Origin of the sequence: Pseudoalteromonas sp. HM-SA03, from assembly GCF_002289345.1 — a bacterium.
GTDB lineage: Bacteria > Pseudomonadota > Gammaproteobacteria > Enterobacterales > Alteromonadaceae > Pseudoalteromonas.
In genome coordinates this window covers 1-24,896 of the sequence record NZ_NSDG01000059.1, presented here as the reverse complement: position 1 = coordinate 24,896, position 24,896 = coordinate 1, and the positions used below count along the sequence as shown (strand labels likewise).

The 24,896-nt window shown below is 41.0% G+C and carries 27 protein-coding genes, 1 tRNA gene and 1 pseudogene; 15 read left to right on the top strand and 14 right to left on the bottom strand.

Going from position 1 to position 24,896, the window contains the following annotated elements; translation table 11 throughout:
- Positions 1 to 218 precede the first annotated feature (218 nt).
- The gene (locus tag CKO50_RS12275; protein ID WP_095728388.1) at positions 219 to 791 is read left to right on the top strand and encodes a hypothetical protein; all 573 of its coding nucleotides are present in this window, start codon (positions 219 to 221) and stop codon (positions 789 to 791) included.
- Positions 792 to 843: 52 nt separating this feature from the next.
- Here the strand turns inward: CKO50_RS12275 and CKO50_RS12270 are convergent, their stop codons facing one another.
- The 14 genes from CKO50_RS12270 to CKO50_RS12220 all read right to left on the bottom strand — a co-directional run bounded on the left by CKO50_RS12270 (position 844) and on the right by CKO50_RS12220 (position 10,993).
- Complete coding sequence (locus tag CKO50_RS12270) at positions 844 to 1,302, bottom strand: hypothetical protein (protein ID WP_095728387.1); 459 nt, start codon at positions 1,300 to 1,302, stop codon at positions 844 to 846.
- Between the two features lie 285 nt (positions 1,303 to 1,587).
- Positions 1,588 to 1,803, bottom strand: a complete 216-nt coding sequence (locus CKO50_RS25135; RefSeq protein WP_368665263.1) for a tyrosine-type recombinase/integrase — start codon at positions 1,801 to 1,803, stop codon at positions 1,588 to 1,590.
- Positions 1,804 to 1,977: 174 nt separating this feature from the next.
- Positions 1,978 to 2,325, bottom strand: a complete 348-nt coding sequence (locus CKO50_RS25130) for a phage integrase SAM-like domain-containing protein (protein ID WP_141240141.1) — start codon at positions 2,323 to 2,325, stop codon at positions 1,978 to 1,980.
- A gap of 1,576 nt (positions 2,326 to 3,901) precedes the next feature.
- On the bottom strand, positions 3,902 to 4,126 hold the full coding sequence (locus CKO50_RS12260; protein WP_095728386.1) for a hypothetical protein: 225 nt from the start codon (positions 4,124 to 4,126) through the stop codon (positions 3,902 to 3,904).
- A gap of 216 nt (positions 4,127 to 4,342) precedes the next feature.
- A complete protein-coding gene (locus tag CKO50_RS12255; RefSeq protein WP_095728385.1) occupies positions 4,343 to 4,891 on the bottom strand; it encodes a hypothetical protein in 549 nt (182 codons plus the stop codon).
- Positions 4,892 to 5,001: 110 nt separating this feature from the next.
- Positions 5,002 to 5,154, bottom strand: a complete 153-nt coding sequence (locus tag CKO50_RS23980; protein WP_176474653.1) for a hypothetical protein — start codon at positions 5,152 to 5,154, stop codon at positions 5,002 to 5,004.
- Between the two features lie 27 nt (positions 5,155 to 5,181).
- Entirely contained in the window at positions 5,182 to 5,310 is a 129-nt protein-coding gene (locus tag CKO50_RS24645; RefSeq protein ID WP_255229675.1) for a hypothetical protein, read from the bottom strand.
- Between the two features lie 206 nt (positions 5,311 to 5,516).
- A complete protein-coding gene (locus CKO50_RS12250; RefSeq protein ID WP_095728384.1) occupies positions 5,517 to 6,422 on the bottom strand; it encodes a hypothetical protein in 906 nt (301 codons plus the stop codon).
- A 554-nt stretch (positions 6,423 to 6,976) separates the two neighbouring features.
- A complete protein-coding gene (locus CKO50_RS12245) occupies positions 6,977 to 7,330 on the bottom strand; it encodes a hypothetical protein (protein ID WP_095728383.1) in 354 nt (117 codons plus the stop codon).
- Positions 7,331 to 7,384: 54 nt separating this feature from the next.
- Positions 7,385 to 7,762, bottom strand: coding sequence for a hypothetical protein (locus CKO50_RS12240; protein ID WP_141240140.1), 378 nt, complete (start codon positions 7,760 to 7,762; stop codon positions 7,385 to 7,387).
- Between the two features lie 59 nt (positions 7,763 to 7,821).
- Positions 7,822 to 8,112, bottom strand: coding sequence for an Arm DNA-binding domain-containing protein (locus CKO50_RS12235; protein WP_095728381.1), 291 nt, complete (start codon positions 8,110 to 8,112; stop codon positions 7,822 to 7,824).
- Positions 8,113 to 8,339: 227 nt separating this feature from the next.
- Entirely contained in the window at positions 8,340 to 9,986 is a 1,647-nt protein-coding gene (gene groL, locus CKO50_RS12230; RefSeq protein ID WP_095728380.1) for a chaperonin GroEL, read from the bottom strand.
- Positions 9,987 to 10,036: 50 nt separating this feature from the next.
- Positions 10,037 to 10,324 carry a co-chaperone GroES gene (locus CKO50_RS12225; protein WP_095728379.1) on the bottom strand — a complete coding sequence of 96 codons (288 nt, stop codon included), beginning with the start codon at positions 10,322 to 10,324 and terminating at the stop codon, positions 10,037 to 10,039.
- A gap of 156 nt (positions 10,325 to 10,480) precedes the next feature.
- A complete protein-coding gene (locus CKO50_RS12220) occupies positions 10,481 to 10,993 on the bottom strand; it encodes an FxsA family protein (RefSeq protein ID WP_095728378.1) in 513 nt (170 codons plus the stop codon).
- A 129-nt stretch (positions 10,994 to 11,122) separates the two neighbouring features.
- Here CKO50_RS12220 and cutA point away from each other — a divergent pair, with 129 nt between their 5' ends.
- The 14 genes and pseudogenes from cutA to CKO50_RS12150 all read left to right on the top strand — a co-directional run bounded on the left by cutA (position 11,123) and on the right by CKO50_RS12150 (position 24,385).
- A complete protein-coding gene (gene cutA / locus CKO50_RS12215) occupies positions 11,123 to 11,443 on the top strand; it encodes a divalent-cation tolerance protein CutA (RefSeq protein ID WP_095728377.1) in 321 nt (106 codons plus the stop codon).
- Positions 11,443 to 13,269: a protein-disulfide reductase DsbD gene (locus CKO50_RS12210; protein WP_095728376.1), complete on the top strand. Its 1,827-nt coding sequence runs from the start codon at positions 11,443 to 11,445 to the stop codon at positions 13,267 to 13,269. Before cutA ends, CKO50_RS12210 begins: the two co-directional genes overlap by 1 nt.
- A gap of 195 nt (positions 13,270 to 13,464) precedes the next feature.
- Entirely contained in the window at positions 13,465 to 13,926 is a 462-nt protein-coding gene (gene aroQ, locus CKO50_RS12205) for a type II 3-dehydroquinate dehydratase (protein WP_095728375.1), read from the top strand.
- 19 nt (positions 13,927 to 13,945) lie between these two features.
- Positions 13,946 to 14,403, top strand: a pseudogene (accB, locus tag CKO50_RS12200) (acetyl-CoA carboxylase biotin carboxyl carrier protein).
- Positions 14,404 to 14,423: 20 nt separating this feature from the next.
- Positions 14,424 to 15,770: an acetyl-CoA carboxylase biotin carboxylase subunit gene (gene accC / locus CKO50_RS12195; RefSeq protein ID WP_045987969.1), complete on the top strand. Its 1,347-nt coding sequence runs from the start codon at positions 14,424 to 14,426 to the stop codon at positions 15,768 to 15,770.
- Between the two features lie 730 nt (positions 15,771 to 16,500).
- Positions 16,501 to 16,577 (top strand) — tRNA-Ile (locus CKO50_RS12190).
- A 721-nt stretch (positions 16,578 to 17,298) separates the two neighbouring features.
- On the top strand, positions 17,299 to 17,523 hold the full coding sequence (locus tag CKO50_RS12185; RefSeq protein ID WP_095728374.1) for a hypothetical protein: 225 nt from the start codon (positions 17,299 to 17,301) through the stop codon (positions 17,521 to 17,523).
- 35 nt (positions 17,524 to 17,558) lie between these two features.
- Entirely contained in the window at positions 17,559 to 17,903 is a 345-nt protein-coding gene (locus CKO50_RS12180) for a hypothetical protein (RefSeq protein WP_141240139.1), read from the top strand.
- Between the two features lie 6 nt (positions 17,904 to 17,909).
- On the top strand, positions 17,910 to 19,514 hold the full coding sequence (locus tag CKO50_RS12175) for a conjugal transfer protein TraG N-terminal domain-containing protein (RefSeq protein WP_095728372.1): 1,605 nt from the start codon (positions 17,910 to 17,912) through the stop codon (positions 19,512 to 19,514).
- Positions 19,515 to 19,737: 223 nt separating this feature from the next.
- Positions 19,738 to 19,950, top strand: coding sequence for a hypothetical protein (locus CKO50_RS12170; protein WP_095728371.1), 213 nt, complete (start codon positions 19,738 to 19,740; stop codon positions 19,948 to 19,950).
- Positions 19,951 to 20,111: 161 nt separating this feature from the next.
- A complete protein-coding gene (locus tag CKO50_RS12165; RefSeq protein ID WP_095728370.1) occupies positions 20,112 to 21,482 on the top strand; it encodes a helix-turn-helix domain-containing protein in 1,371 nt (456 codons plus the stop codon).
- Between the two features lie 578 nt (positions 21,483 to 22,060).
- Entirely contained in the window at positions 22,061 to 22,984 is a 924-nt protein-coding gene (locus CKO50_RS12160; RefSeq protein WP_095728369.1) for a phage integrase N-terminal domain-containing protein, read from the top strand.
- A gap of 109 nt (positions 22,985 to 23,093) precedes the next feature.
- On the top strand, positions 23,094 to 23,819 hold the full coding sequence (locus CKO50_RS12155; protein WP_095728368.1) for a hypothetical protein: 726 nt from the start codon (positions 23,094 to 23,096) through the stop codon (positions 23,817 to 23,819).
- Positions 23,816 to 24,385 carry a hypothetical protein gene (locus CKO50_RS12150; RefSeq protein ID WP_095728367.1) on the top strand — a complete coding sequence of 190 codons (570 nt, stop codon included), beginning with the start codon at positions 23,816 to 23,818 and terminating at the stop codon, positions 24,383 to 24,385. Before CKO50_RS12155 ends, CKO50_RS12150 begins: the two co-directional genes overlap by 4 nt.
- Positions 24,386 to 24,896: the final 511 nt, after the last annotated feature.

Sequence of the window (24,896 nt, the reverse complement as noted above, 5' to 3'; positions counted from 1 at the left end):
CACCAATTGGTTATCTTGAGGCTGCATAGAATTCTACGAAATAGCTGTACTAAATTGGGTGGAGTTACAGTAACAGTGTTGATAGTCAGGCAATTTTTATCTTCACTTAATTCAAGTAATTAAATTAGCTTCAGAGAAAATTCGTTAATTTATGTTAAACTTTTGATATTTGAGGCCGACATGGTAAGTAGGTATCAACTGTTAAATAGGGAATATTTATGAAAATACATAGCGGCACAGAGCCCCATTCATTTCACTCACAAGGCACAGAGCTGAATAGTAGGCAAACAACTGTTAATCGGCACTCTAAAAGCGATGAATTAGCATCAAATGGATTAGATACACCGATTAAGGAAATAAAGCCCAAACAAGGTGATTTTAATGCCTTACTTGCAGTAGAAGAGTTTGATATCAATAACATCTCCCCCCAAGAGTTTACGAGCTTAATCGCAGATATTACTCACCTATCCAGTGAAACAGATGGAAAGGATGATAGTTCAATTGAAGGACTAAGTCATTTTAGAGTGTCTCTTGAGGTACGTATGACCACTGGGCAATTGGATCCTACAGCAAAGCTTGATATAGAGCAGTATATAAATGACTATACTGAACAAGCTGAAAAACTATCCAAGCAGGACAATAAGACCTACAGTTATTCTCCGATATACGCAAATCAGTCTAAGCAAGCTATAGAGACTATTTTTACACAATCTAATCTTGAAAGTTTACAACTAGAAGCCATTGAATTTTTGAAAAGTCGTGGCAGTAATTTAGTGGATAAAAAAGTGTAAATTATGAAAATAACGCCAGCGATCTGGCGTTATTCTACATTAGCTATTAATTTTATCTAAAGTGACGAGTTTCTGATTTGAATCGCCCACTCCCATCCCCGCCACCTTTGTTTTCAACAACCCAAAAATAATCTCCAGCACTTGGATAAGACGATACACCGTAGCGTCCAGTTCTAATTATTGTGCCATTTGAGTCGGTAAGGTAAACATAATATTTAGCCCCAGAGTCGTTTCTTACCACATGGTATGATTGAAGCTTGTAACGGCACTCATGAGACACTGTAAATCTATCTACAATTTCAATTTCATTTGGGTTAACTGACTCGTAAGCTGTAGACTCGAGTTCTCTGCAACGATAAGGATAATCTACACTTTTCACAGATTGTTGTGCTGTATATTCAGAGATAGCATTCTGAATTCTAGATTCAACTTCAGGATTTGCAGAAACTGAAAAAGCTGACAATGAGAAAAATCCAAGTAAAAAGGTATTTATCCGTAAAGATCTTTTCATATTAAAACTCCTTTTGATTGTAAAGTTCTTGAAATAATAGTTATTACCCTGAGCTTAATCTTGAAGCTCATTTATTACTATTACACAGAAAAAATAGAAATTACAGCATTATATAGTTTTCTTCTTGGTTGATTTTTCAGCTTGACGGTTTAATTAGTTATGCAACTCTCGTACGTTTACAAATGTATGGGTCGGCTAAAAATTCAACGGGTGTTTATTCACCTGTCTCTGCAAATGATATACGGTTGCGCTCAAGTACCTTTCAGTCGTACTTATATCACTATGTCACATCATTTTAGCTAACGCGTACAAATCACACCCACCTTCGAGCATAAGCGTGGCAAAGGTACGACGAAGTTTATGAGCATAAAAATATATACCGCTGTATTCTCTGAGCGTAGATATATAACGCCTGAGTACATGATAGCTTAATTGCGTGTCATACTTACTCGAAGTAAAAAAGTAAATACACTTTTTATTGAGTCGCTTTCTTTGAGCTATGTAACTTGAAAGAGTATCGATTAAAGCTCATGGCATAGGAATAAGCCTGTCCTTACTTCACTTTCAGTTTTTGATATGCAAAACTCTATTTTCAATGTCCATATCCGAGAGTTTTATATGTCTCAGCTCATTAAAGCGGATTCATGTATATAGAAAAACAGCAATAATTGCTACTCATCTTTCTCTGTAAAATGAATAGACAGTAGGTAAATTTTTTGCGTGTTCAATAAGACTAGTAGCATCCTCTGCTGATAAGCCTCTTAGTTCTCTTCTAGGCACTTTTGGACGAGCAATCTTGTGAGCTGGGTTGTCATCAATGTAACCTTCGTTAACACACCGCTTCAAAAACAAAGTGAGATAACACAGGCAATTTTTTATGGTTTTAGGAGACCGATTTCTATCAATCTTTGCATGAATGATAAAGGACTCGATGTAAGCTTTATCTAGCTCATGAATTGTTTCTATTGACTTGTAACGAATAACGAGTGACAAGTTATGTTTGAACGCTTGAATTGTCCTGATTGAATATCAATTAAATATTTCTCAATATCTACAAAACTTGTTGTGCAATTCTTCTATTTGAAGCATAAAAATAATTTAAAATATAAAAAAACGATGACTTTCAGGCTTTACCTTACTATCATCGATTACAAATTCATATTAATTTTTACGTATCTTTAAGCTACAAATCGCTAATTTTATCACAGATTATAAAATGGTTTTCGAGGGGGTTCCACTTATGAGCCCGACGAGATACCACTTCTCCACTCCGCGATAGAACTATAAGAGCGTTTTAGCCCTTATAGCTTAGATGTTTTTTGGCTTAAATAAGGGGATAATAAACTGTCGTTTATTCTCTACCTTATAACTTAATTTACGCAAATTTTAATAAAATTTGTAATTGTTGAATTTCCACCCAACAACCATAAGGCCAAAGCATCTTATTGATAATTGTTTTAATGTCAAATAAAAAAGTTAACATTAGATATTTGTCTTTTCAGAGTCTCTTTTGAAATAGATAAATACCTCTGTGTCGTACTAATATCTGCGTGTCACATAACCTCTTTAATCGCAAACAAGTTCACCTGTGCATCGATCGCCATACGAGCAAATGTGTGTCTCAGCATATGCGGTGAGAAATATACTCAGGCTGCGCATCTGATCTTTTGGCAAATAGTGGCGATGTTCTTTTGAGTGAGTTGTTTGCCTGATCTCACGCTCGTAAAGAACCGTTGCGAGGGTTTGAGTTTTTTATTCCTATGATCATGGTATTGCTTGAGGCGAGGAAGGAGCTTTTGGTTTATTGGAATAATTCGATCTTTATTTCACTTTCATTTTCTAACCAAGATCTCCTTTTCTCAAAAATCGACATCTCAAGTGGTGAGGTTTAGCATTTCTTGAAGCCTGATTCAGGAAAGTAACAAGGTAAAGATTATCGCGCTGTTACGCGACCTTTCTAGTGAATATCTCCAAGGGTAGTATTCTGTTTCGTAGATGATAGTTTTGATATCTTTTTCCGAAACAAATCTTGGCAAAGGTTTGTCGAGCTTTGGCCTTGATACGTTTACTACAGGATTAGATTTAACGTACCCTACCGCTTCACACCGAACAAAAAATGACTTTAAGTTTTGCCAGTGATTTCTGTATGTTTTTGAAGACCAGCATCTTAGCTTGCTTGTTTCTGTGAGAAAGTCTTCCAACATATCTCTCGTATAGTCTCTGAGTGATTCAGCACCTCTGTATTCGGTAAGTAAGTTAATGGTGCTCAGCACGCTTGTATAGCTTTTGGCCTTATTTCATCTCGCCACGAGGAAGTACTTCTTAAATCAATTTAGTAATTCAGTTATTTGCATATGATAGATTACTTAAAAAGGGTGTAAAATAAATCATAAAAATTTAGGGGCTATGCCCCTGAAATATTTAGCTCATCGAAAACATACTTGCAAAATTTATCATCCATTAATTCAGCAGTATATCATGCGATGTTACTTGTAAGCTCTTCAATCACAGCCTCAGAGTAATCAAAGCTACTGCACATGAAGTTACCATACACATATATTTCTGTTCAGCCTCCTGAAAAATCATTCGTAAAATCATATCAAGTTACCTCAGATACTTTGTTTCTGGCTTCTTGCAGCACATAGTCAAGAACGCAGTAAACAGGGTCAATGTTATCCCAACTTTCAGATCCAATACTTTCACGAAAATCATCAATAATTTCAAATAGCTCTCCCTCATGCATATCAAGGTCATCGCCAATTTTACAAATAGCACGAATATCTAAAGAACCAAATGGGCAAAAGTAACCTTGTAACTCACTCACTGTATTTCTCATAATTCAAGAAATTAATTAATAAAGTGATTATGAAACATCGGTATGACGCAAGGTGTCAAAGAACCGTTATTTTACAAGGCACGTAGGAAAATCGGTTATTGACTCGCAGGGTCAACCGATATAATTACTGAGCTTTATGTTAATCTGTCAAACTCATCAAACTTTACCCTTCGAGGTAAGCTATCAATTCTAGATAATAGAGTTTTACGAACAATGCTGATTAAGTCGTTTCATTGTCTTTTGAGGGAATAGTTGGTTTATATAGTCAGCACAACATGAAATATGATGTAAACAGTCGCCAACTAACAGTTTTGAGCCGTGTGCTTTCGAGTTTCTCAAGCTCGGAATAACATCAATCATTGATTTACTCCATTCATTATCAACACTTGGGTTTTTGATATGACGAAACCCTATATCAGAAACCCACCCTTGAGCTAATGCATGCTTCATAAGAGCTTTGAGCATCATAAGTCTTTTAGGATTTGTCTTAATTCTTAATGCATGCTCAATCACAGAGTATGTTTTAAGATGAACCTCTGGGGCTAATGCATAAAAGAAATAAGAATAGAGAGCCATATTTTTAGCAACATTAAACTGACTCTTTATTTCATCTGGAACTTCTCCATTGAGGACTTCCTTCGAAAGGTAGCTATGCATTTTTTCCAAGCTTGGAACAGAACCACAAACCATGCCCATCAGCTCATGCTTTTCATCCATTTTAGTTAATTCGCCTAACTTCTTAAGCTCTTCCATACAAAACTCTATTTTTAGGTGTGGCTTCAATACAATAAGTAGATTTGGCGTTAGCTATCTGAAAAAAATAGATATTTATCAATCCCTTACCATTCATTTTTTACATGTCACTATACGTTTCTGGACCTTTCTTCTAGTAGATTATCTAAAGTCATTAATTCTCCGTAAGCCCATGAAATATGACTAGATTTATTATGACCATTAGTAACATCATATCCAACTGCTGCTTTGATGTGATAGCAAACACCAAGAACTTTTTCCATTATATATCCATCAAATTGTTCTCCTGACTATTCAAATTCTTTCCAGATGCTCGAACAAGCTGAATAAATAGCAGCTTGTTCAAACCCTGTTGAAGCCTCTGAAGCCAACTGAACCAATTCATTTAATTTTGTAGCTAGTAAGATAGGGTCATTCATATCCAGTCCTTTTTGAAACGGGTAACTGTTTCTACCTTGTAATATAGGGTGTTAAACAAATAAGATGTCACTTAATAGCATTAATACTAATGGTAATTCAGATACTAAAATAAAGAAACTTGTTATTTCCTGACGCATGCTTCTGCTTGTAGCTACCAGTCTAATTGAGTGAAGCCATTCATTAGCGCTGTAATATCAAATATGAGTCACCACATCTTATGATTATTTAAATTCCGAACCTTTAACGTTTCATCATACCATTGGCTAAAAATATTCATACACTCTTGATCAACTGCTCCGAGCCTATGAAAAAGATCTGTATCGTAATAGCAATTGGTTTGTAGTCTCTTCCAATCCTCAGTTGTTGCTGTAAGAACCGAAACCTCATAGTCAGGTATATTTCTCGCTATTAGCTCTTCTATTAAATATTGGATATTCATGCGCCCTCTACCAGAAGACTTAAATGAACCAACTAAATCGGATGAAATAATTCGTGTGAAGCCGTCCTCTTCTTTATACATAACCACAAAACAAAGTAAATCTCCCCTATCATAGGGGCAGCAAGCAATTTTAGGTAAAAATCCTTGCTCAAACAGATCGTGAATAGATGGCTGAGACAAATGAAACGATTTGAAAATATAGGGTTTATCGCCGTCAATCACATCAGAGTTGATGAAAAAAAAGCATTCTAATTTCTCGATCATGCCAATTGGTAGCTCAACTTTGCCATTTTCATAGTTTTCCAGTTTACTCACTTCATCAAGGCCATAAAAACGTGTCATTTGTCTTAACGTCAACTTTAAAACACTCTCACGTAACCATTTGTGTTTTTTTCCAACTTTCATTTGGTATGAAGCACCTGAAACACATACAACATCATTAGTTTTACCAAAATTATTTCTTGTATCATTCACAATAGAATCATTGCCATTTTGTTCTATTTTCACGACAATATTTTGGGCCGAATACTTCTTAAAAAAGATGTAAGTAATTATTGGAACTCCAATACCTGAAAGTACCCACTTCATGTGTTCCATTATCAACCCTAAGATAAACTCCATATTTTTAACCTTCTCGTTTTCGCTTAATAAAAGTACTGTGATACCTACCATTTGGTAGCCACAATAATATATTTCTTACAATTAAAGCTTAAAAAGAAAAAAAATAGGCAGCAACAAGAATGTCACTATTTAGGAATTTACTTTGAAAACTAGATATTATTCGAACTCGCCAAATTCCCCCTCGCCTTATCCTTGTTAAAGCTCCCACTTTCAGTGAACAAACCGTGGCTTTTTAGCAAGTACTGCATTTGAGTTCTGTCCTCAACTTTTCATCACATAGAAATATGTGCCGCGACAGATAAAGGCTCATCAGGGTTTCAAGTAATCATTTTGTTGTAAAATTTGATGAGGTTTTGCTTCCACCTTGTTCCGTCAGCTTCGCTTGGGCTTTCACCAAACATGCCATTGGCTATATCAAGGCGATTAGGGTCTAAATGTAGGCCATGTATGTCAAACGAGTTACTTTTGATTTCTTGGATTAGTAAGTTAGTAAAATGCTGATCTATTAAATCAAAGCCAATTCAATGAACGAAGCGAAGTATTGCTTTTTTGTGCTTGTCTTGTTCTTTTACTTTCTCGCGATTTGCTTGGATAGCAACATCGAGTCACGTTTTGTATTTCTCCATCGCTGCATCGAGTGTGCTTTGAAATTTCATCATGAAGTTATCAAGATTACTTGGCTTAAGGTCATCCATACTCTCAACAAACGAAACATCAATTTGATAGCACCTTTTCAATGCCGACTTTATCTGTGCTAGGTCTGGGCTATGCAACATGAGATCTTCAATATGCTCTTGGACTGCCTGAGTCTTGAGAAACCCTGCGGCTCTTATTTTCGGCATAGTGTCTTTATAGGCCTTTTGATATTCCTGCTCAGGCTTGAGTAAATCAGCAAGTGGAAAGTTAGACTCAATAGCGTACTCACCATCAAGTGAAATTTCTCTGAGTGGTGGATTCACTCACATATCAATCGCTATGATTTCGTTTTCGTCACCGCGCGATATCAGTGAATCTCACACTCTCTCGATATTGCTACCCGAAAGCGATAAAAGGTAACTGGTTTCTAATGATTTATTTGATGAGTACTTGTCCTCAAATGCTCTGATTTTATCTCCAAAGCTGGGATCAATATCAATTAACGTGAGCGTAATTTCTCTGTATATGTGTGATTGGGGATTGATTGAATCCGCTTTTTTGGCTGATAGTAAGAGCTTTTGAAGTTCGTTAGGCTCATTAAGTAATAGCTCTTTAATCTCGGTGTACGTCTGAGTATCACCCTCTTTTAGCTTACCTAACAACGCTAATATTTTAGTGCCAGCAAGCCCACTATGATCAAGCTGGTTATAAAGACCTATAAGCCTTTCTGAACATGCTTCATACGAGTTGAGCACTTGTTTATCTGTTTCAATCAATACTGCTAATTCGGTTCAAAATTTATCATTGAAGTGTTTTATAGCAGCTTTATCAGCAGGGAATCAGTTCTGTCTTCAATAGGGTTGATCCCCTGAATCAGAGAAACCCTTGCTTCCTCTGCCAGTTTTCTTGCTTCAACGAGGGGTATCGTGGGGTATTGACCTAAAGCCAGTTCTTTATATGTTCCTGATAACTTAAAGCGCATTCTCCATAATTTAGACCCATTGCTTTTTATCAATAAAAACAAACCATTACCATCAAACTTCTTGATTTGTTTTTTATCAGCAGGACACGAAATAGTTTTCACTTCGAGGGCGGTTAAACTCATAATGTAATCCTTTTAGGGGTATCAAATGTGGGGTATTCACCTCATTTAATACTAAAAAATAACTTTACGCAAATGGCGATCCCCCACTTTATACCCCAAAAAAATTGAAACTTCGTGAACTATTGTGAAACAAGCTGAACAGTTACAGATAAAGAAAAACCCCGTAAAACAATGCTTTACGGGGTTTTTGAAACATTATGGGCTTCTATGAAATCATAGGAGGCTGATTACATCATGCCGCCCATGCCACCCATTCCGCCCATGCCGCCCATATCTGGAGCAGCAGCTTCTTCTTTCGGAATTTCAGCAACCATCGCTTCAGTGGTGATCATTAGACCAGCAACTGATGCTGCGAACTGAAGTGCAGAACGCGTTACTTTAGTTGGGTCTAGGATACCCATTTCGATCATGTCGCTGTATTCGCCAGTTGCAGCGTTGTAACCGTAGTTACCTTCGCCAGCTTTAACTGCGTTAACCACAACTGATGCTTCGTCACCTGCGTTTGAAACGATTTGACGAAGTGGTGCTTCCATCGCACGAAGTGCCACTTTAATACCGAGGTTTTGGTCTTCGTTGTCACCAGTTAGCGATTCAAGCTTGCTCGCAACGCGAACTAGCGCAACACCACCACCAGGTACTACACCTTCTTCAACCGCTGCGCGAGTTGCGTGTAGTGCATCTTCTACGCGGTCTTTCTTCTCTTTCATTTCAACTTCAGTTGCTGCGCCAACTTTGATTACTGCAACACCGCCAGCAAGTTTTGCCATGCGCTCTTGTAGTTTCTCTTTGTCGTAGTCAGAAGTTGCTTCTTCGATTTGTGCTTTGATCTGAGATACGCGACCATCGATTGCTTCTTGCTCGCCAGCACCGTCGATGATAGTTGTATCATCTTTAGTGATAACTACGCGCTTAGCTGTACCTAAGTCTTCAACCGTAGCTTTCTCAAGCTCAAGGCCAATTTCTTCAGAGATAACCGTACCACCAGTTAGTGTCGCGATATCTTGTAGCATTGCTTTACGACGGTCACCAAAGCCAGGCGCTTTAACCGCTGCCACTTTCACGATACCACGCATGTTGTTTACAACCAGAGTTGCCAGCGCTTCACCTTCAAGGTCTTCAGCAATGATTAGTAGCGGCTTGCTTGTTTTAGCAACTGCTTCTAGTGTAGGTAGAAGTTCACGAATGTTAGAGATCTTCTTGTCTACTAGAAGAATATGTGGGTTATCTAGCTCAACTTGGCCTTTTTCAGCGTTGTTGATGAAGTACGGAGAAAGGTAACCACGGTCAAACTGCATACCTTCAACTACATCTAGTTCGTTCTGTAGTGATTGACCTTCTTCTACAGTGATAACACCAGACTCGCGACCTACTTTTTCCATTGCTTCAGCAATGATGTCACCAATCTCTTTGTCAGAGTTAGCTGAAATCGTACCAACTTGTGCAATCGCTTTTGCGTCTGAACAAGGTACTGAAAGTGTTTTTAATTCTTCAACAGCAGCGATAACGGCTTTGTCGATACCACGCTTAAGGTCCATTGGGTTCATACCCGCAGCAACTGACTTAAGACCTTCGTTCACGATAGCTTGCGCAAGAACAGTTGCAGTTGTAGTACCGTCACCCGCTGCGTCATTAGCTTTAGACGCAACTTCTTTAACCATTTGTGCGCCCATGTTCTCGAACTTATCTTCAAGCTCGATCTCTTTCGCAACAGATACACCGTCTTTAGTGATAGTTGGTGCACCGAATGACTTTTCTAAAACAACGTTACGGCCTTTAGGACCTAGTGTTACTTTTACTGCGTCTGCTAGTACGTTTACGCCTTTTAGCATTTTTGTACGAGCGTCACCTGCAAAACGAACTTCTTTAGCTGCCATGTTATAAATTCCTCTTAAATTCTGTTGTCGATTAAACTAAAAAGTATTAATTATTCTACGATGCCTAAGATGTTATCTTCGCGCATGATCAGGTACTCTTGACCTTCGATCTTTTCAGTTTTTTCGATGTAAGAGCCGAACAACACTGTGTCGCCAGCTTTTACTTGTAGTGATTTAGTTTCACCATTGTCCAACACGCGGCCGTTGCCTACTGCAACCACTTCACCACGTGAAGACTTTTCAGCTGCAGAACCAGTTAACACAATGCCGCCAGCTGACTTTGTTTCTTCTTCAAGACGCTTAACAATGACGCGATCATGTAAAGGACGAATGTTCATTTATATAGTTCTCCTAACAGTTTCTGAACAATGACAGAAATAATACTTTTTTAAGGCGGTGTTACATCCACAGGTTGTGGTTAACACACGCAATTTTAATTGCTTTCATTTATGGGGATGGGCAAATTAAAACCCAAGAGAAAAAACCAAAAAAATTTAGTCTTTTCTTTCGTATTCACCTTCAATCGTTGTTGAAGAATTTCTACCCGATTGATTTTTAAATGGATCTCTAATTTCTTCCTGCGGCTCTGGACGCTCGTCGCGTGATTGATTCGCAAACGGTGACTGACCTGAATGCATGCCTGTTTGCACTCTTACAGTAGCATGGGCTAAAAGCGACTGCGCCAGCTTTTTTCTAACGGCCGGGGTTAACAGTAAAAAGCCTAATACATCGGTCATGATCCCGGGCGTCATCAATAGCACACCGGCAATGATCACACACAAACCGGTAAATAAATCTTGTGCAGGCAATTGCCCACGAGACATCTGTTGCTGTACGTTGACATACGCGCCAAGACCCTGCTGTTTAACCAGTCTTGCCCCTAAAATGGCGGTACCAATTACAAGCGCAATGGTAGCAAAACCGCCTATCACCTCGCTGACTTGGATCAGCAAAGCAATTTCAATAATCGGAATAGCGATAAACAAAATAAATAAGAATCTAAACATACTTTCTCCAAATCTACGAAAGATAAATATGGGTGCAAAGGTCTTAATTCAAGCGATACAAGTAAGACGCTTTAGAAAAGAGGAGCTATCCGCTAAGATGCCATTACTAACCCTAAAATGGAAATGGCAATGGGCGTAAGATATAAACTCGTCTTATCTACATGCGATTCAGTTGCAGAAGCGCGTAAGATTGCAACGCAACTTGTAACGCAAAAACTTGCAGCTTGTGTGAACCTAATCCCAGCAGTGGAATCTATTTATGTTTGGGAAGGTCAGGTTGAACATGCACAAGAAACCAAGCTGTTAATCAAGACAAAATCCGAAAAACTAGAGCAAGTGATGGCCGCTATTCGCGACTTACACAGTTATGATGTCCCAGAAACTCAAGTCGTGGACGTCACTAGCGGCAACTTAGCTTATTTCAAATGGATGGACGAGGTATTATTGTAATGCGACTCTTAGTAGTTCTTTTCTCATTGCTGATGTGGTTTCCCGCGCAAGCAAACAATGCGGTGCTAGACAGCTTACTGGCTCCTAAACAACAGACTTTTTTACCAGTAACAGAAGCATTCAAGTTCGATTTTGACCAGCAAGGCAACACCTTGTTTGTGGGTTGGGACATCGCTGACGGCTATTACTTATATAAGAAGAATCTTCAAATTATCGCCAAACAAGCCGACATCCAAGTGCCAGAGCTTGAAAAAGGCAAGATGATTGAAGATGAGTTTTTTGGTCGCACAGAAGTCTACTTTAGTAACTTATCTGTTATCTCTAAGCTCAGTAATATCGAGCAAGGCGCAATCGTAAAAATACGCTATCAAGGCTGCGCCGAAGCTGGACTTTGCTATCCGCCAGAAATTGTAGAAGTGCCGTTAAGCACGATTGCGGGAGAAAAGCCAAAGACCACGTCAACCAAAGCTCCTGAAACAAAAGCAGCTGAGACAACAGCAGAAGCTCAAAGCGACATCGCGCCTGTAGATAACGATAATTTGTCTTTCACTGAGCAGCTAATGCAGCGCAGCTTAGTTGCGAATATTTTGACGTTTTTTGGCCTTGGTATTGGCCTTGCCTTTACTCCTTGTGTATTCCCGATGTTCCCTATTTTGTCGAGCCTCATCGCCGGTCAACAAGGTCTTTCGACTAAAAAAGCCTTCAGTTTGTCTTTTGTTTATGTGCAAGGTATGGCGGTCACTTACGCGGCGCTTGGGTTAGTCGTTGCGTATTTCGGTGGCCAAATTCAAGGCTACTTGCAGCATCCCGCGGTACTTATCAGCTTTAGTATATTGTTCGTCGCACTCGCGCTATCTATGTTTGGGGTTTACGAAATTCGTTTACCTAGCGGCATGATGGATAAACTCACTCAGCTCAGTAACAAGCAAAAAGGCGGCAATTACTGGGGCGTATTCATTATGGGTGTGCTATCTGGACTTATTGCATCGCCCTGCACCACGGCTCCACTTTCTGGCGCGCTATTATTTGTCGCGCAAAGTGGTGATTATGTGGTGGGCGCGGTAACGCTATATGCACTGAGCTTGGGCATGGGCCTACCGCTATTACTGCTAGGTACCTCAGGTGGAAAATTACTGCCAAAAGCAGGTGGCTGGATGGATCAGGTCAAAACGCTATTTGGTTTTGTGATGCTCTTTGTACCGCTTATCCTTTTAGAGCGCATACTTGATGCGACAGTGATTATCTCACTTGCCGGTGGCCTCGCCGTAGCGACAGCACTCTACTTGCATTATTGGCAAAGCCAATTACAGGCAGGCAAAGGTAAAACCACATTGTGGGGCTTTGCGATCACCCTGTTTATTGTTGGCTTATACGCATTAAAAACAAGCTTGTTTCCAGTACCTACAGCTGTTGTAAGTACAGCATCAACTCAAACCGAGACCGTTACCGGAGAGCAGAAGTTTAAGCCACTACCTGACTTAGCCGCGCTTAAAGTCGCCGTTGCTGAGGCCAATGCTAAAGGCAAAGTGCCTATCGTTGATTTATACGCAGAGTGGTGTGTTGCGTGTAAAGAATTTGAGAAATACACTTTCCCGAAACCTGAAGTACAAGCACAGTTTAAAGATTATGAGCTATTAAAGCTCGACTTGACCAAAGCCAATGACAACACCCAAGAGATCATGGAAGCATTTACGGTGTTTGGTTTGCCGACTATTTTAATCTTTGATAGCCAAGGTAATGAGATGCCAGCACACCGCATCACAGGCTTCTTAGACGCAAAGGACTTTGCTGCCCACCTAGAAAAGGCCAAGCAGGCCGCAAAGTAATCATTTTAGGGGCAAGCTTGTTTGCCCCTCTCCCCTTCTGATTAGACCAGTATTTTGCTGCTATTTACCTCGAACTCTCTATAATACTCCACGAAATGGAGAAATATTTGCTATTTGCTGGAATTCGGCTTAAGTTAACAAGCCATACAGTCTAAATTTTTGGCTAATGCTTTAGTTAAAGGAAGTTCGCGTAATATGTCTGCAAAATTAAAGATTTTATTAGTAAACGGCCCTAATTTGAATATGCTAGGTCGCCGTGAGCCGCACAAGTACGGCACGCAGACTCTCAACGAAATTGTTGACGCATTAACTGAATATGCAGAAGCACAGCAAGTCAGCTTGTCACACATTCAAAGTAATAGTGAAGCGCAGCTAATCGAGGCTATTCACGCTCAATATGAACAATGCGATGCGATTATCATTAATCCCGCCGCATTTACCCATACGAGCATTGCCCTTCGAGACGCTTTACTCAGTGTGGACACCCCTTTTTATGAAGTACACATCACCAATGTGTACGCCAGAGAGCCATTTCGTCACAAGTCTTATTTTTCTGATGTGGCGGAAGGCGTGATATGTGGATTAGGCGCGTTGGGCTATCGTGCTGCATTTGATGCAGCGTTAGCGCAATTGCGAAAACAAAATAACTCAAATTAACTAACAGGCGGGTCATTGTATGGATATTCGCAAGATCAAAAAACTTATCGAGCTAGTAGAAGAATCAGGTATTGCAGAGCTAGAAATCACTGAGGGTGAAGAGTCAGTACGTATCAATCGCCACAGCAGTGCACCAGTNNNNCTCAACAATACATGGCAGCTCCAGCGGCGCCTGCACCAGCAGCACCAGCGGCGGCTCCTGCAGCAGTAGAAGCAGCACCAGCAGAAAGCAGCACACCTGCGGGTCACCAAGTTAAGTCTCCTATGGTTGGTACTTTCTACACAGCTTCTTCTCCAACAGCAGCGGCATACGTTGAAGTAGGTTCAAAAGTAAATGTTGGCGACACACTTTGTATCGTTGAAGCCATGAAGATGATGAACCAGATCGAATCAGACAAAGCTGGTGTAGTGAAAGCAATCCTAGTTGAAAACGGTGAGCCAGTAGAATTCGACCAACCGCTATTCATCATCGAATAATTACGCAGAAGGTCAACGTTATGTTAGATAAAGTAGTCATTGCAAACCGAGGTGAAATTGCACTTCGCGTATTGCGTGCCTGCAAGGAGCTAGGTATTAAGACGGTTGCTGTGCACTCAACAGCTGATCGCGACCTAAAACACGTTCTTCTTGCAGATGAAACCATTTGTATCGGAAAACCTGCGGCAAGCGAAAGCTACCTTGATATTCCTCGTATTATCGCGGCGGCAGAAGTCACAGACGCCGTTGCTATTCACCCAGGTTACGGTTTCCTTTCTGAAAATGCTGACTTTGCAGACCAAGTTGAGCAAAGTGGCTTTATCTTTATCGGTCCAAAAGGCGACACTATTCGCCTAATGGGTGATAAAGTATCAGCAATTGAAGCGATGAGAAAAGCAGGCGTACCTTGCGTGCCAGGTTCTGATGGTCCATTGACTGATGACAACGACCGCAATACGCAGATCGCTAAGCGTATCGGCTACCCAGTTATCATCAAAGCGGCTGGCGGCGGCGGTGGTCGTGGTATGCGTGTCGTTCGCAACGAAAAAGAACTCGCAAACTCTATCGCCTTAACACAACAAGAAGCGAAGCAGTTCTTCGGTAATGGTATGGTTTACATGGAAAAATTCCTAGAAAACCCACGCCACATCGAAGTACAAGTACTCGCTGACGGTCAAGGCAATGCAATCCACCTAGGTGAGCGCGACTGTTCAATGCAGCGTCGTCACCAAAAAGTAGTGGAAGAAGCACCTGCACCAGGGATCACAGCAGAAATGCGTAAATACATTGGTGATCGCTGTACTCGTGCATGTATCGAGATTGGTTATCGCGGTGCAGGTACGTTTGAATTCTTATACGAAAACGGCGAGTTCTACTTCATTGAAATGAACACTCGTATTCAGGTTGAGCACCCAGTCACAGAAATGGTCACTGGCGTAGACTTAATCAAAGAGCAACTTAAGATTGCTGCTGGTCAACCGCTTTCTATCACACAAGAAGACGTGGTGATCCGTGGTCACGCAATCGAGTGCCGTATTAACGCAGAAGACCCAGAGAGCTTTATCCCTTCACCGGGTAAAATTACACGCTTCCACCCAGCAGGTGGCCTTGGGATCCGTTGGGACAGCCATATTTACGCTGATTACACAGTACCGCCACATTACGACTCGATGATCGGTAAGTTAATCACTTATGGTGAGAACCGTGATGTTGCGATCGCTCGTGCTAAAAACGCACTAAATGAGCTAGTAATTGACGGGATTAAAACCAATACCCCGCTTCACAAGAAGATCTTGTCAGACGAGAACTTCCAAAACGGTGGTACGAATATCCACTACCTAGAGAAAAAACTAGGCATGCACCAATAACCTAATTCGTTCTCCTAAAAGAGGCCGGCCAATTGCCGGTTTCTTTTATCTTATCCCTACCTCCACTGAATGCCACTGCTTGCACATCTTGTGTTTACAGCAAAAATTCAACCCGAATTCTAAGTAACTCTGTTTTTACACTGCAAAACCAGACCAGTACTTACCTCACCATTTTAATGATTTGCACAGCCCATCACCCTAACCGCTACAACATTGGTTTAATATTGAGCGATCAATCCATTAGTCCCGACTTTTTCACGTTTTATTAGTGACAAGCCTGTTAAAAATTTTTATACTGCCTGCGCTTTCAGTGATTTACCTTTAAATCACTACAGCAAATGGCCCTATAGCTCAGTTGGGTAAACTTTCAAGGAAAGTTTACGTCGAGGAAGCGAAGGGATATTAGCGCAGCGACCCTGAGTGTTGAATCCGAGACCGGAACCAAGCTTCATGGACGAATATAACGCGCAAAAACNAAAATGGCCCTATAGCTCAGTTGGGCGAATCAAGACCGAAGCAGCGCTTCGCAGCTTGATGAGGTGGAGGCAGGACGCCGACAGGATATTGCTTCATGGATGAATTTAATGAGCACTTACAATNAAAATGGCCCTATAGCTCAGTTGGGCGAATCAAGACCGAAGCAGCGCTTCGCAGCTTGATGAGGTGGAGGCTGGACGCCGACAGGATATTGCTTCATGGATGAATTTAATGAGCACTTACAATACAAAATGGCCCTATAGCTCAGTTGGTTAGAGCGCACGACTCATAATCGTTAGGTCCCTGGTTCGAGTCCAGGTGGGGCCACCATTTTTCCTACTTTCCCACGTTATTAACTACTAATCTACATTGGTCGGTGCTACCTCTGTGCTACTTTAGTATCTCGCAACTAAAGACGACAATCAATCAAAGCGGCACTTAACACTCTGTTGGTTTCCTGTTAGCTATGTCGTACTTTTAATTGTGAATAATATCGTACTTCTGATCATTTACTATCGTACTTTTAAATTCACTACTTCGTACTTTTAGATCAAAAACTTCGCTCTAACTCAATAACCATCTAACCTTCGAATCTTGTAACGCAAATGCTAGCGTAACTATATTAACTAAAGATCTATATAACTTATTTATTAAAGCTGTGGAGCTTGTGATTTAGGCCGTTAGTGTGGTCAATGTTGTGGGTTACATTTAGGGGCGGCGTGCCGTCCCATGTTATCCATAGCATTGTCCACCACGGTAGGCCGTTCCGGCTTTGCCGGAAAATCACAAATCCATAGTTAGATGCGTTAGAAAATTCGGCATGCCGAATTAAAACCCCTGAAAACTCCCCCCACCTTTTCTAAGAAAATTATTTCACTAGAAGGTATCGTTAAGTTTACTCGCAAAGTGAAATTAAAAATGAAATTTTTAATGAAAAATTTATTGAAATTTATTTTTAAGTGGTATACCTTTGTCTCGGGTTTTTACAAAACTAGTCACAAAACAGGCGCTTTTAGCTGCCTACAGCACGCACTTTGCGAGGATTTAGGTAATGGAAGATTTGAAAGAGCAGTTAAATGCTATTCGTTCTTCCATTGCCACCAAGAAGCAACGACCGATTGAGAAGTTCAAGGATGAGATCCTTGAGCTTTTAGATAAACACGGCGCAAGCCAAAAAGAGGTCGTTATATGGTTACAGCAATACAAAGGGTTTGAGACGTCAGCCCCGACACTTTGTAGAGCTATAAAGCAATGGAAATCCAAGCAGAGCCCGTGAGTCGTTACGAGCTCTGCTTTTTCGCGGAGTGTGTGATGAACAAATTTTTAAAATATTCCTTTTATCTTTTAGCGTTTCTTATAGCGCCCTGGTTACTTCTTTACACCGGACTGTTTGTTGCCAACATATTTCTAAATTCCGATGCTGAAAATACACTACGGATGCTTCAAAGTGTCGGAAATTGGAATGGCTTGCTGGTCATTGGTCTGCTCGTATCCGGTACCATCCTCTTCTACTGGCAAGATTTTGTTTTTTGGTTTGCCAAGAACAAAGTTAAAACCAGCTGGACTGACGACGCTATTCGTAAGCTTGCCAAACATAGCCATCTGCCCGTAATACTCATCGTATCTATCCATATTATTTTTATCCTTTGGCAGTAGTGCCCCATGGTCTTCGACAGCCTCCTGGATGCATGGGGTATAGCCCTAGGTCTGAAAATAATGGCCATTCTATGGGATCTGTTAGTGCAATCAGGGTTGATCACCATTCCACTGATTGCCCTTTTCTTTTCCAGAGCCAAAGCCCTGTTGGAACAAGGCTATAGCGATAAACTATTCAATTCGGTTGTTTCCGACTTACTGTTAATAATCGCAGTTTGGGCGATTGCAGTTCTTCCCTGGGCAACCTTCAAAGTGTCAGATGTAAAAACGTTTCCCAGGCAATGTGAAGACCCCAGAACCCGTGTTTCTCAAGCAATAAACTCTAGCTATGAGCAAGCTGCGAACAGGCCAACTAGGGTTCTTGGTGGCAAACTTGACCTTGTAATGGAAGGTGAGAAGATAAAAGTCCCGCCACTGATCTATGTAACTCTCGCACTATCTCAAGCTTTCAAAAATGAAGCAGTAAGTCGACTGCCCTGCTCGACCGATATCAACCTTATTGAATCGGAGATATCTCAAACGAAAATTTCAGGTTACTTACGCGATCATGTCAATGAGTTCTATAAGTGGTGCTACTGGCCAGCACGTGCAAAAGCACGTAGAGAGGGCATTTATCCGGGTGAAGGTGTTTTACCTGAAGAGATACATATGTGGCCAGGACATCCTTTTTTCATAGAAACAGAAGGCTACTACGACAATGCTGACGGTAATGGATTCTATGCGCATACAGCCTATTACGGGTTTTCTAACACGAAGAATAAATTGGCAGAGAGCACAAACCTGCCCGCTGGTTTTGGCTACCCCACATGTAAAGAATGGTGGCTGGGCATAAGCAGCGACTCGGAATACGGTTTACGTAAGAAACTATACAGAGCAACGCCTGGTTGGGTTCGAGAGGACGAAAGTAGCTTTTACGAATATGTGACGTCCTGGTTTGACAGCAAAGAGGAAGAAGAATCATCGATTGACCGTCGAGACGCCATTGTGAAAAAGGTGTTTTTCTCCCCTAAAGATATTTCAGATTATAACGCTGCGAATGATTATGGCCTTGATAAGGGAGATACAAACTTAGCCGACTACACCGCTCGGATGATAGGAACCATTGGCGTAACACTTAATGCGATACCGAATACTATCGGTAACAGCATGATCCAATTGATGGCTCCCATGGTTAAGCCATTAATTCTTTTGGTGATATTAACGGCTTATGTGCCTGCCATGTTATTTGGAGCATTTAAGGTAAAACACGTGGCCACATTTATTTCTGTTACTGCTTCAATTATGTTTTGGCCATTTTTATGGGAACTTGGGAGGATAGTTGACGATACAATCCTTGATGCGACAGGAGGGGCAATCTTCGGTAGTATGGGTATAAACCAGGCTATGCTCTCCCAGTATCTAGCTGGCTTTTTCTTTCTATATGGCCCTATGTTATTTACCGCAGCAATGGGCTGGGTAGGAATGGCCGGAGGTGAAATGGCTTCAGCAAAGCAGCGCGTGAACTCATCCGCAGGGAGTAGCGGTCAGCAAGGCGCTAACAGCGTAAAGAACGGTGGGAAATGGGCTGCAGGAAAAACGAAACAGGTAGCTTCGAAAGGTGCAGCTAAATAGGAGGAAAAATGAAAGAACGTCTTCGCAAAGCAATATAGGTTCTTGCTGCTACAACCGAAAAAATCCTTTCTCTTGGGGATGCTCCCAAGGAAGGAGAGGAACACCAGAAATTCTCTGACGGAATTGGCCTATACAATGTATCAGGTAAGGTCATGAGCAAAGAGGAGCTCAACGCTGAGAAATACGAAACAGGCCTGTACGACGACTATTAACGAGCCGGTATATGAACATTTTCTATGAAACCGCAGGAATAGAGGCTGGAGTTGTGCCAGCCTATATAACCTGGTTATTATCCACTTCAGTCATAGTCTTTGCTGTTACTGCAATAATTGGCATGTACAGTGAAGCAACCCATAATCGTATGAAGTGGATAGATATAATCATTAAAGTGACGATATTAACGGCTCTAGTGACGGGTGTGGGGCTGTTACTCTAAAGTTTATCACCGCCTTAGCTAGTCGGTAGCCCTTCCCCATAATGATCAAAAATGATGACCAGAATTTAAACAGCAAATAGTAAACTGTACAAAATTCATCAGCCAAGTTAGCTTATTTAAAGCTTTAAGTACTCTTAACTTAGAAATATGGCTGAAATAAAATGACAGGATCAATAACACGAGAGCGGCTTTCAGACTTATTAGTAGACCCTCGAGAAGATTTAGACTTCGAAGTTAAAAACTGGTTAGACCTCCAAGATAACAATGAAGATAAAGCAACCTTCGCTAAAGCAGTATTAGCTCTAGCTAATCATGGAGGCGGATTTGTTGCATTAGGACTAGTAGAAACAGAAACTGGTATTGTTGAAGCCGAAGATCGCCCTTCTACACTTGATAGGTATAATCAAGATTTGATCAACGGTATCGTGCAAAACTACTGTGATCCCCCTTTCCATTGTGCCGTACATTTTGTTAGTAACCCACAAGAAGATATATTTCCTATTGTTGTTGTTCCTGGAGGACATCGATCTCCTGTAAGGGCTCGTAGAGCAGGACCTCATGGAAATATTGTTCAAAACAATGCAATTTATCTTCGCAAGCCAGGTCCCAGGAGTGAAACACCTCAAACGGCACAAGATTGGGATAACCTTCTAGCGAGATGTTTGCGTAATCGTAGAGATGAGATGTTCGATCAAATCAGAGATCTCATTACCGGAGCCGTACCTCAACAGGAACAGGTTTCCGAGTCAAATCGCTTAGACAATTGGACTCAAGACTGCTTTGAGCGTTGGAGAAACCTAACTTGCGATATACCGGAACAAGCTGGACCTAAGCTTGTTCATGGTTACTATAATTTTTCTTACGAAATCATAGGGGAACGTAAAAACATTGCACCAACCCAATTCCCGCAAATACTTAGCGATAGCGTGGTAAGGCATTCAGGTTGGCCTCCTTTTTGGTATCCAACTCGCGAAGGCATTACTCCTTATCTAATTGATGGCTCTGTAGAATGTTGGCTCGGTGGTGATACCCAAGTACCCGTATTAAATCGCGATGCCGCTCACTCTGATTTTTGGCGCATTCATCCTGATGGACTTGCCTTCTTACTTAGGGGCTACCAGGAAGATGGGGGGGGAAATCAACCCTTCGGCTCTATTAACATAGCCCCAGGATCGGCTTTTGATGTATCTCTTCCGATATGGAGAGTTGGAGAAACTCTCTTACATGCGCAGCGGCTAGCAGAAAATTTATTTGAAGGCCCTACCACAATAAAATTTGTTGCCACTTATGGAGGGCTATCTGGTAGAGAACTTACAAGTATAGATAACAGAAGGCATATATGGGATGGGCGAGTTTCTCGCCAAGATACAATTACTTTAAATACACATGTCGATTCCCAAATTATCGGAAGTAATTTACCAGAAATAATCCATCCTCTATTGTCACCCCTTTACGCACTATTTGATTTTTTTGAGCTATCAAATCAGCTAGTTGTAGAAGAGTTGACTCGCATGCGCAGCAATAATTATTAGTGGATTTCCTGTGTCCATAGACAATAGCTGATTGCATATGCACATCAGCTCGCCGGCAGTTTTTCTCAAAACTGCAATCACACTCCCCTGCTTTGGCTTTTCTCGATGCCTCCCGAACTCGTCACTTTAAGGTCGAAGACCTGCAAGTGACGAGTTCGAAGAAGCTCGTACGAAGCCAAGAGGCGCAAGGCCTCGCGGCTTCGTGCAAAAAGGAGGGGTGGATTTCGAGCGAATTATTGCTTATGATGCGAGAGTAATTCAGCCCTCCTTTTTGCAGGGCACCAAACAAAACAGGCGCTGCTCAGCTGCCTTCAATACGTATTAAGCGCGGNATATATAGCGGTTTCACCGCAGCATTCAATCAGGTTCGTTGACATTCTCCATCAGAAGGACGCGCTGTTCCAACAGGAAACGCTTCTGAGCTCGCCATGTCGAGTTGTCATATCAATGCNCATTTCAGCCTTGTCTGATCGCATCTGGGAGCACCAGAGCGAGGCATTAACATTTACCAATCGATTTATTCTGATATGACCATCAACACCTGACAGCTTTAACTATTAATCGTATTGGAAGCAGTCATGAAAAAATTAAATTATCAGCTGAAAGATCTGACGAAACACAATCGCGACGGGTCATTTCAGACACAAAGCAATCGCAGCCGTATATTACAAATGACGGCAAACCAGCTTCACGAGCTGGGATTTAGAAACCTCGGCGCCAGAGGTTTGAAAGAGAAGCATATCAGTGCCCTGGTTTCTCGATGGCAAGAAGAAAAACTAACTCCAGGCACGATTAAAAACCGCATGGCCATACTCAGATGGTGGGCTGGTAAAATAGGCAAGCCAAGCATTATCCCCAAGCACAATATACAACAAAGCAACTCTACCGACACCAGAGACCTCAACATCGCCAACCGCACATACTCAAACAACGCCAACAACAAGGCAAAAGACCTTGATCAGGCAAAGCTGAACCTGGTTACCGATGAACGCATAAAAGTCGTTCTAGAACTGCAACGGGCTTTTGGGCTTAGAAAAGAAGAAGCACTGAAATTTCGTCCCGAGCAAGCCATCAGAAAAACAAGCTCCGGTTCTACGTATATTCAATTTAAAGCGGGAACAAAAGGCGGCAAGGAGCGAGTTGTCCATCTATCTCGAGAACATTCAATGAGAGAGACCCAAATAGCCGTGCTTGAAAAAGCCAAACGGCTAGCAGGAAGGGGAAGCATGATCCCTTCAGACAAAAGCTATAAGCAGGGTGAAAATATATATCGTCATCAGTGTCAAAAAGCTGGGTTAGACAATAACCATGGCCTTCGCCATGCGTATGCACAGGAGCGCTATTACCAGCTTACCGGCTGGCTAGCCCCGAAAGCTGGAGGCCCAACGAGCCGCCAGTTAACCCCCGAAGCTAAAGAAGCAGACCAGCAGGCAAGATACACCATATCCAAGGAACTAGGACATGAGAGGGAACAGATAACGGTTACCTATCTTGGAAGGTAAAATTCGGCATGCCGAATTATAAAACTTTTTGTCACGGCTAAAAAAGGTTGATATTTAGGTAAACAGCCACAATGTAACTTATTGATATACAGTTTTATTAGGAACAAAATTGAAGCTTTACGAAAATGTTGTTATCGGGAACTTCCTGTATACGCTTGGCTACAGTATAGGGGTGAAGTCCAAGGGGAAGCGAATGCTATCGGTTGTTAACCTTTTACAACAAACCCCAGAGGATGAAAGACTTGCAGATGCACTGTTACAATTTCAAGGTGTTGTTAAATTAATTGAATTTAAAAATAGAGCCGGAAGCCTAAAAAAAGAGAAGCAAAAGCAAGCCAGATTAGTAAAAATCCTCGAGCATAAAAAAGAATTTTTACCTATATCAAGAGGTATACATTGGTATGCGGAGACGAATCCATTTGATAGTAAATGTGTTAATAAAATTGTCCCATATTTAGATGCATTTGAAGATATAGATAGTGTGCATACATTAGAATCTTTGGTAGATGAAATATCTGACGAAGCCATGTTAGAGCACCCTAAGATCCTTCTATCACAAAGCCAGGCTTACTTAAAATTAATAACAAGTCACCAAGGTAGTGGAGCAAAGAAAAAATCCACAACAACAGGGGGATTGCTCGTATTACTTAGCGAAAAAGAAGTGAGATACCTTGAGTATTCAAACATTCTTGACTTAAGGCTTACTGCAAAACAATTTATCGACAAAACAAAAGAACAGGAAAAATCGATAATGGAGTTGAATCTCAAAAAAGAGATTCAAATCGAACAGGCCAGAAAAAGAGATAGAAGTTACGATAGAGGACTTGGGCTGTGAGGACAGAAGAGCAATATGATTTATTATTTGATGGTGTAAATGCACTACTAGATGTTAGTGAAAAAAATGAAGAAGATTTACAAAAGCTTTTAGTTGATATAACTAAAACTTCTGCATTACTTGAGCATACATCTACTCAAATTCACAAGAAACTAAAACAAGAAGTAGTTGCTGCAACTAACCAAATGACTAAAGATATAGTCAATGATGTCACACAAGATCTTCAAGAAGCCAACAAAGCAGCTAAAGAAGCTGCTTCACAATACAGACAAGCTGTTAGAACTTCTGTATTGAAACTATACGGTTTATTTGCCCTATTTTCAGTTTTTGTAGCAGCAATCGTTTGGTACATCTTTATTAAAGATATACCAACAATATCGAAGATTAATGAATTGCGAGAAATACAGTTTTCATTAGAACAAGATGTTAATCAGTTAAAATCATATGGCAACACTATAACGTATGAAGGCAATATTTATATCGAAGTTAATAAGAATCAATGTCGCATACTAAAAGGAGAAACCCCTCCTAAAAACCAGGCTTTTTGCAAAATAATTAAAAGGTAGAAAATTCGGCATGCCGAATTTTTGAAAACCCCTATCAATTTGCAGGGGTTTTTCACAACTATAACTTTTAAAAGCTGTTAGCTTAGTAATTGGTGATCACACACCGAGATTCGTCTGCTATACAGACGACCCATACCTGGGTGGCCACTGGCTTATGGTACATCTGGGTTCGACCCAGGAGGTTTGTAATCCAGCATTAGTATTAATGCAACCTTCGAGGATAGTCGTATGGCAACGTACGCGCCTCCCGAAAACCGGGAGGCTATCTTAAGAACTGGTGTGTGATCACTTTTCATCGAAAATTCGGCATGCCGAATTCTAATTCTCTGATTTGTTTCCCAATGCATACTTACACTGAAATATCATTTGATCATAATCGACACTCCCATCAATGATCTGCTTTTGATATTTTTTCTCAACCAGAGCCTCACAAAATTTACCGTAAGCGTACGGCTAACTACACCTAGAGGCTAACATGCCAGGGCAGTAAACTGTCGATATCGCACTGTGG

Excerpts from the sequence above, each read along its gene's own strand:
- groL (WP_095728380.1), bottom strand. The coding sequence starts at position 9,986 with ATGGCAGCTAAAGAAGTTCGTTTTGCAGGTGACGCTCGTACAAAAATG.
- CKO50_RS12275 (WP_095728388.1), top strand. The coding sequence starts at position 219 with ATGAAAATACATAGCGGCACAGAGCCCCATTCATTTCACTCACAAGGC.
- CKO50_RS12165 (WP_095728370.1), top strand. The coding sequence starts at position 20,112 with ATGACAGGATCAATAACACGAGAGCGGCTTTCAGACTTATTAGTAGAC.
- cutA (WP_095728377.1), top strand. The coding sequence starts at position 11,123 with ATGGGCGTAAGATATAAACTCGTCTTATCTACATGCGATTCAGTTGCA.
- CKO50_RS23980 (WP_176474653.1), bottom strand. The coding sequence starts at position 5,154 with ATGGAAAAAGTTCTTGGTGTTTGCTATCACATCAAAGCAGCAGTTGGA.
- CKO50_RS12185 (WP_095728374.1), top strand. The coding sequence starts at position 17,299 with ATGGAAGATTTGAAAGAGCAGTTAAATGCTATTCGTTCTTCCATTGCC.
- CKO50_RS12210 (WP_095728376.1), top strand. The coding sequence starts at position 11,443 with ATGCGACTCTTAGTAGTTCTTTTCTCATTGCTGATGTGGTTTCCCGCG.
- aroQ (WP_095728375.1), top strand. The coding sequence starts at position 13,465 with ATGTCTGCAAAATTAAAGATTTTATTAGTAAACGGCCCTAATTTGAAT.
- CKO50_RS12175 (WP_095728372.1), top strand. The coding sequence starts at position 17,910 with ATGGTCTTCGACAGCCTCCTGGATGCATGGGGTATAGCCCTAGGTCTG.
- CKO50_RS12270 (WP_095728387.1), bottom strand. The coding sequence starts at position 1,302 with ATGAAAAGATCTTTACGGATAAATACCTTTTTACTTGGATTTTTCTCA.
- CKO50_RS12235 (WP_095728381.1), bottom strand. The coding sequence starts at position 8,112 with ATGAGTTTAACCGCCCTCGAAGTGAAAACTATTTCGTGTCCTGCTGAT.
- CKO50_RS12160 (WP_095728369.1), top strand. The coding sequence starts at position 22,061 with ATGAAAAAATTAAATTATCAGCTGAAAGATCTGACGAAACACAATCGC.
- CKO50_RS12250 (WP_095728384.1), bottom strand. The coding sequence starts at position 6,422 with ATGGTAGGTATCACAGTACTTTTATTAAGCGAAAACGAGAAGGTTAAA.
- CKO50_RS12170 (WP_095728371.1), top strand. The coding sequence starts at position 19,738 with ATGAACATTTTCTATGAAACCGCAGGAATAGAGGCTGGAGTTGTGCCA.
- CKO50_RS12225 (WP_095728379.1), bottom strand. The coding sequence starts at position 10,324 with ATGAACATTCGTCCTTTACATGATCGCGTCATTGTTAAGCGTCTTGAA.
- CKO50_RS12255 (WP_095728385.1), bottom strand. The coding sequence starts at position 4,891 with ATGGAAGAGCTTAAGAAGTTAGGCGAATTAACTAAAATGGATGAAAAG.
- CKO50_RS12220 (WP_095728378.1), bottom strand. The coding sequence starts at position 10,993 with ATGTTTAGATTCTTATTTATTTTGTTTATCGCTATTCCGATTATTGAA.
- accC (WP_045987969.1), top strand. The coding sequence starts at position 14,424 with ATGTTAGATAAAGTAGTCATTGCAAACCGAGGTGAAATTGCACTTCGC.
- CKO50_RS12180 (WP_141240139.1), top strand. The coding sequence starts at position 17,559 with ATGAACAAATTTTTAAAATATTCCTTTTATCTTTTAGCGTTTCTTATA.
- CKO50_RS24645 (WP_255229675.1), bottom strand. The coding sequence starts at position 5,310 with ATGAATGACCCTATCTTACTAGCTACAAAATTAAATGAATTGGTTCAG.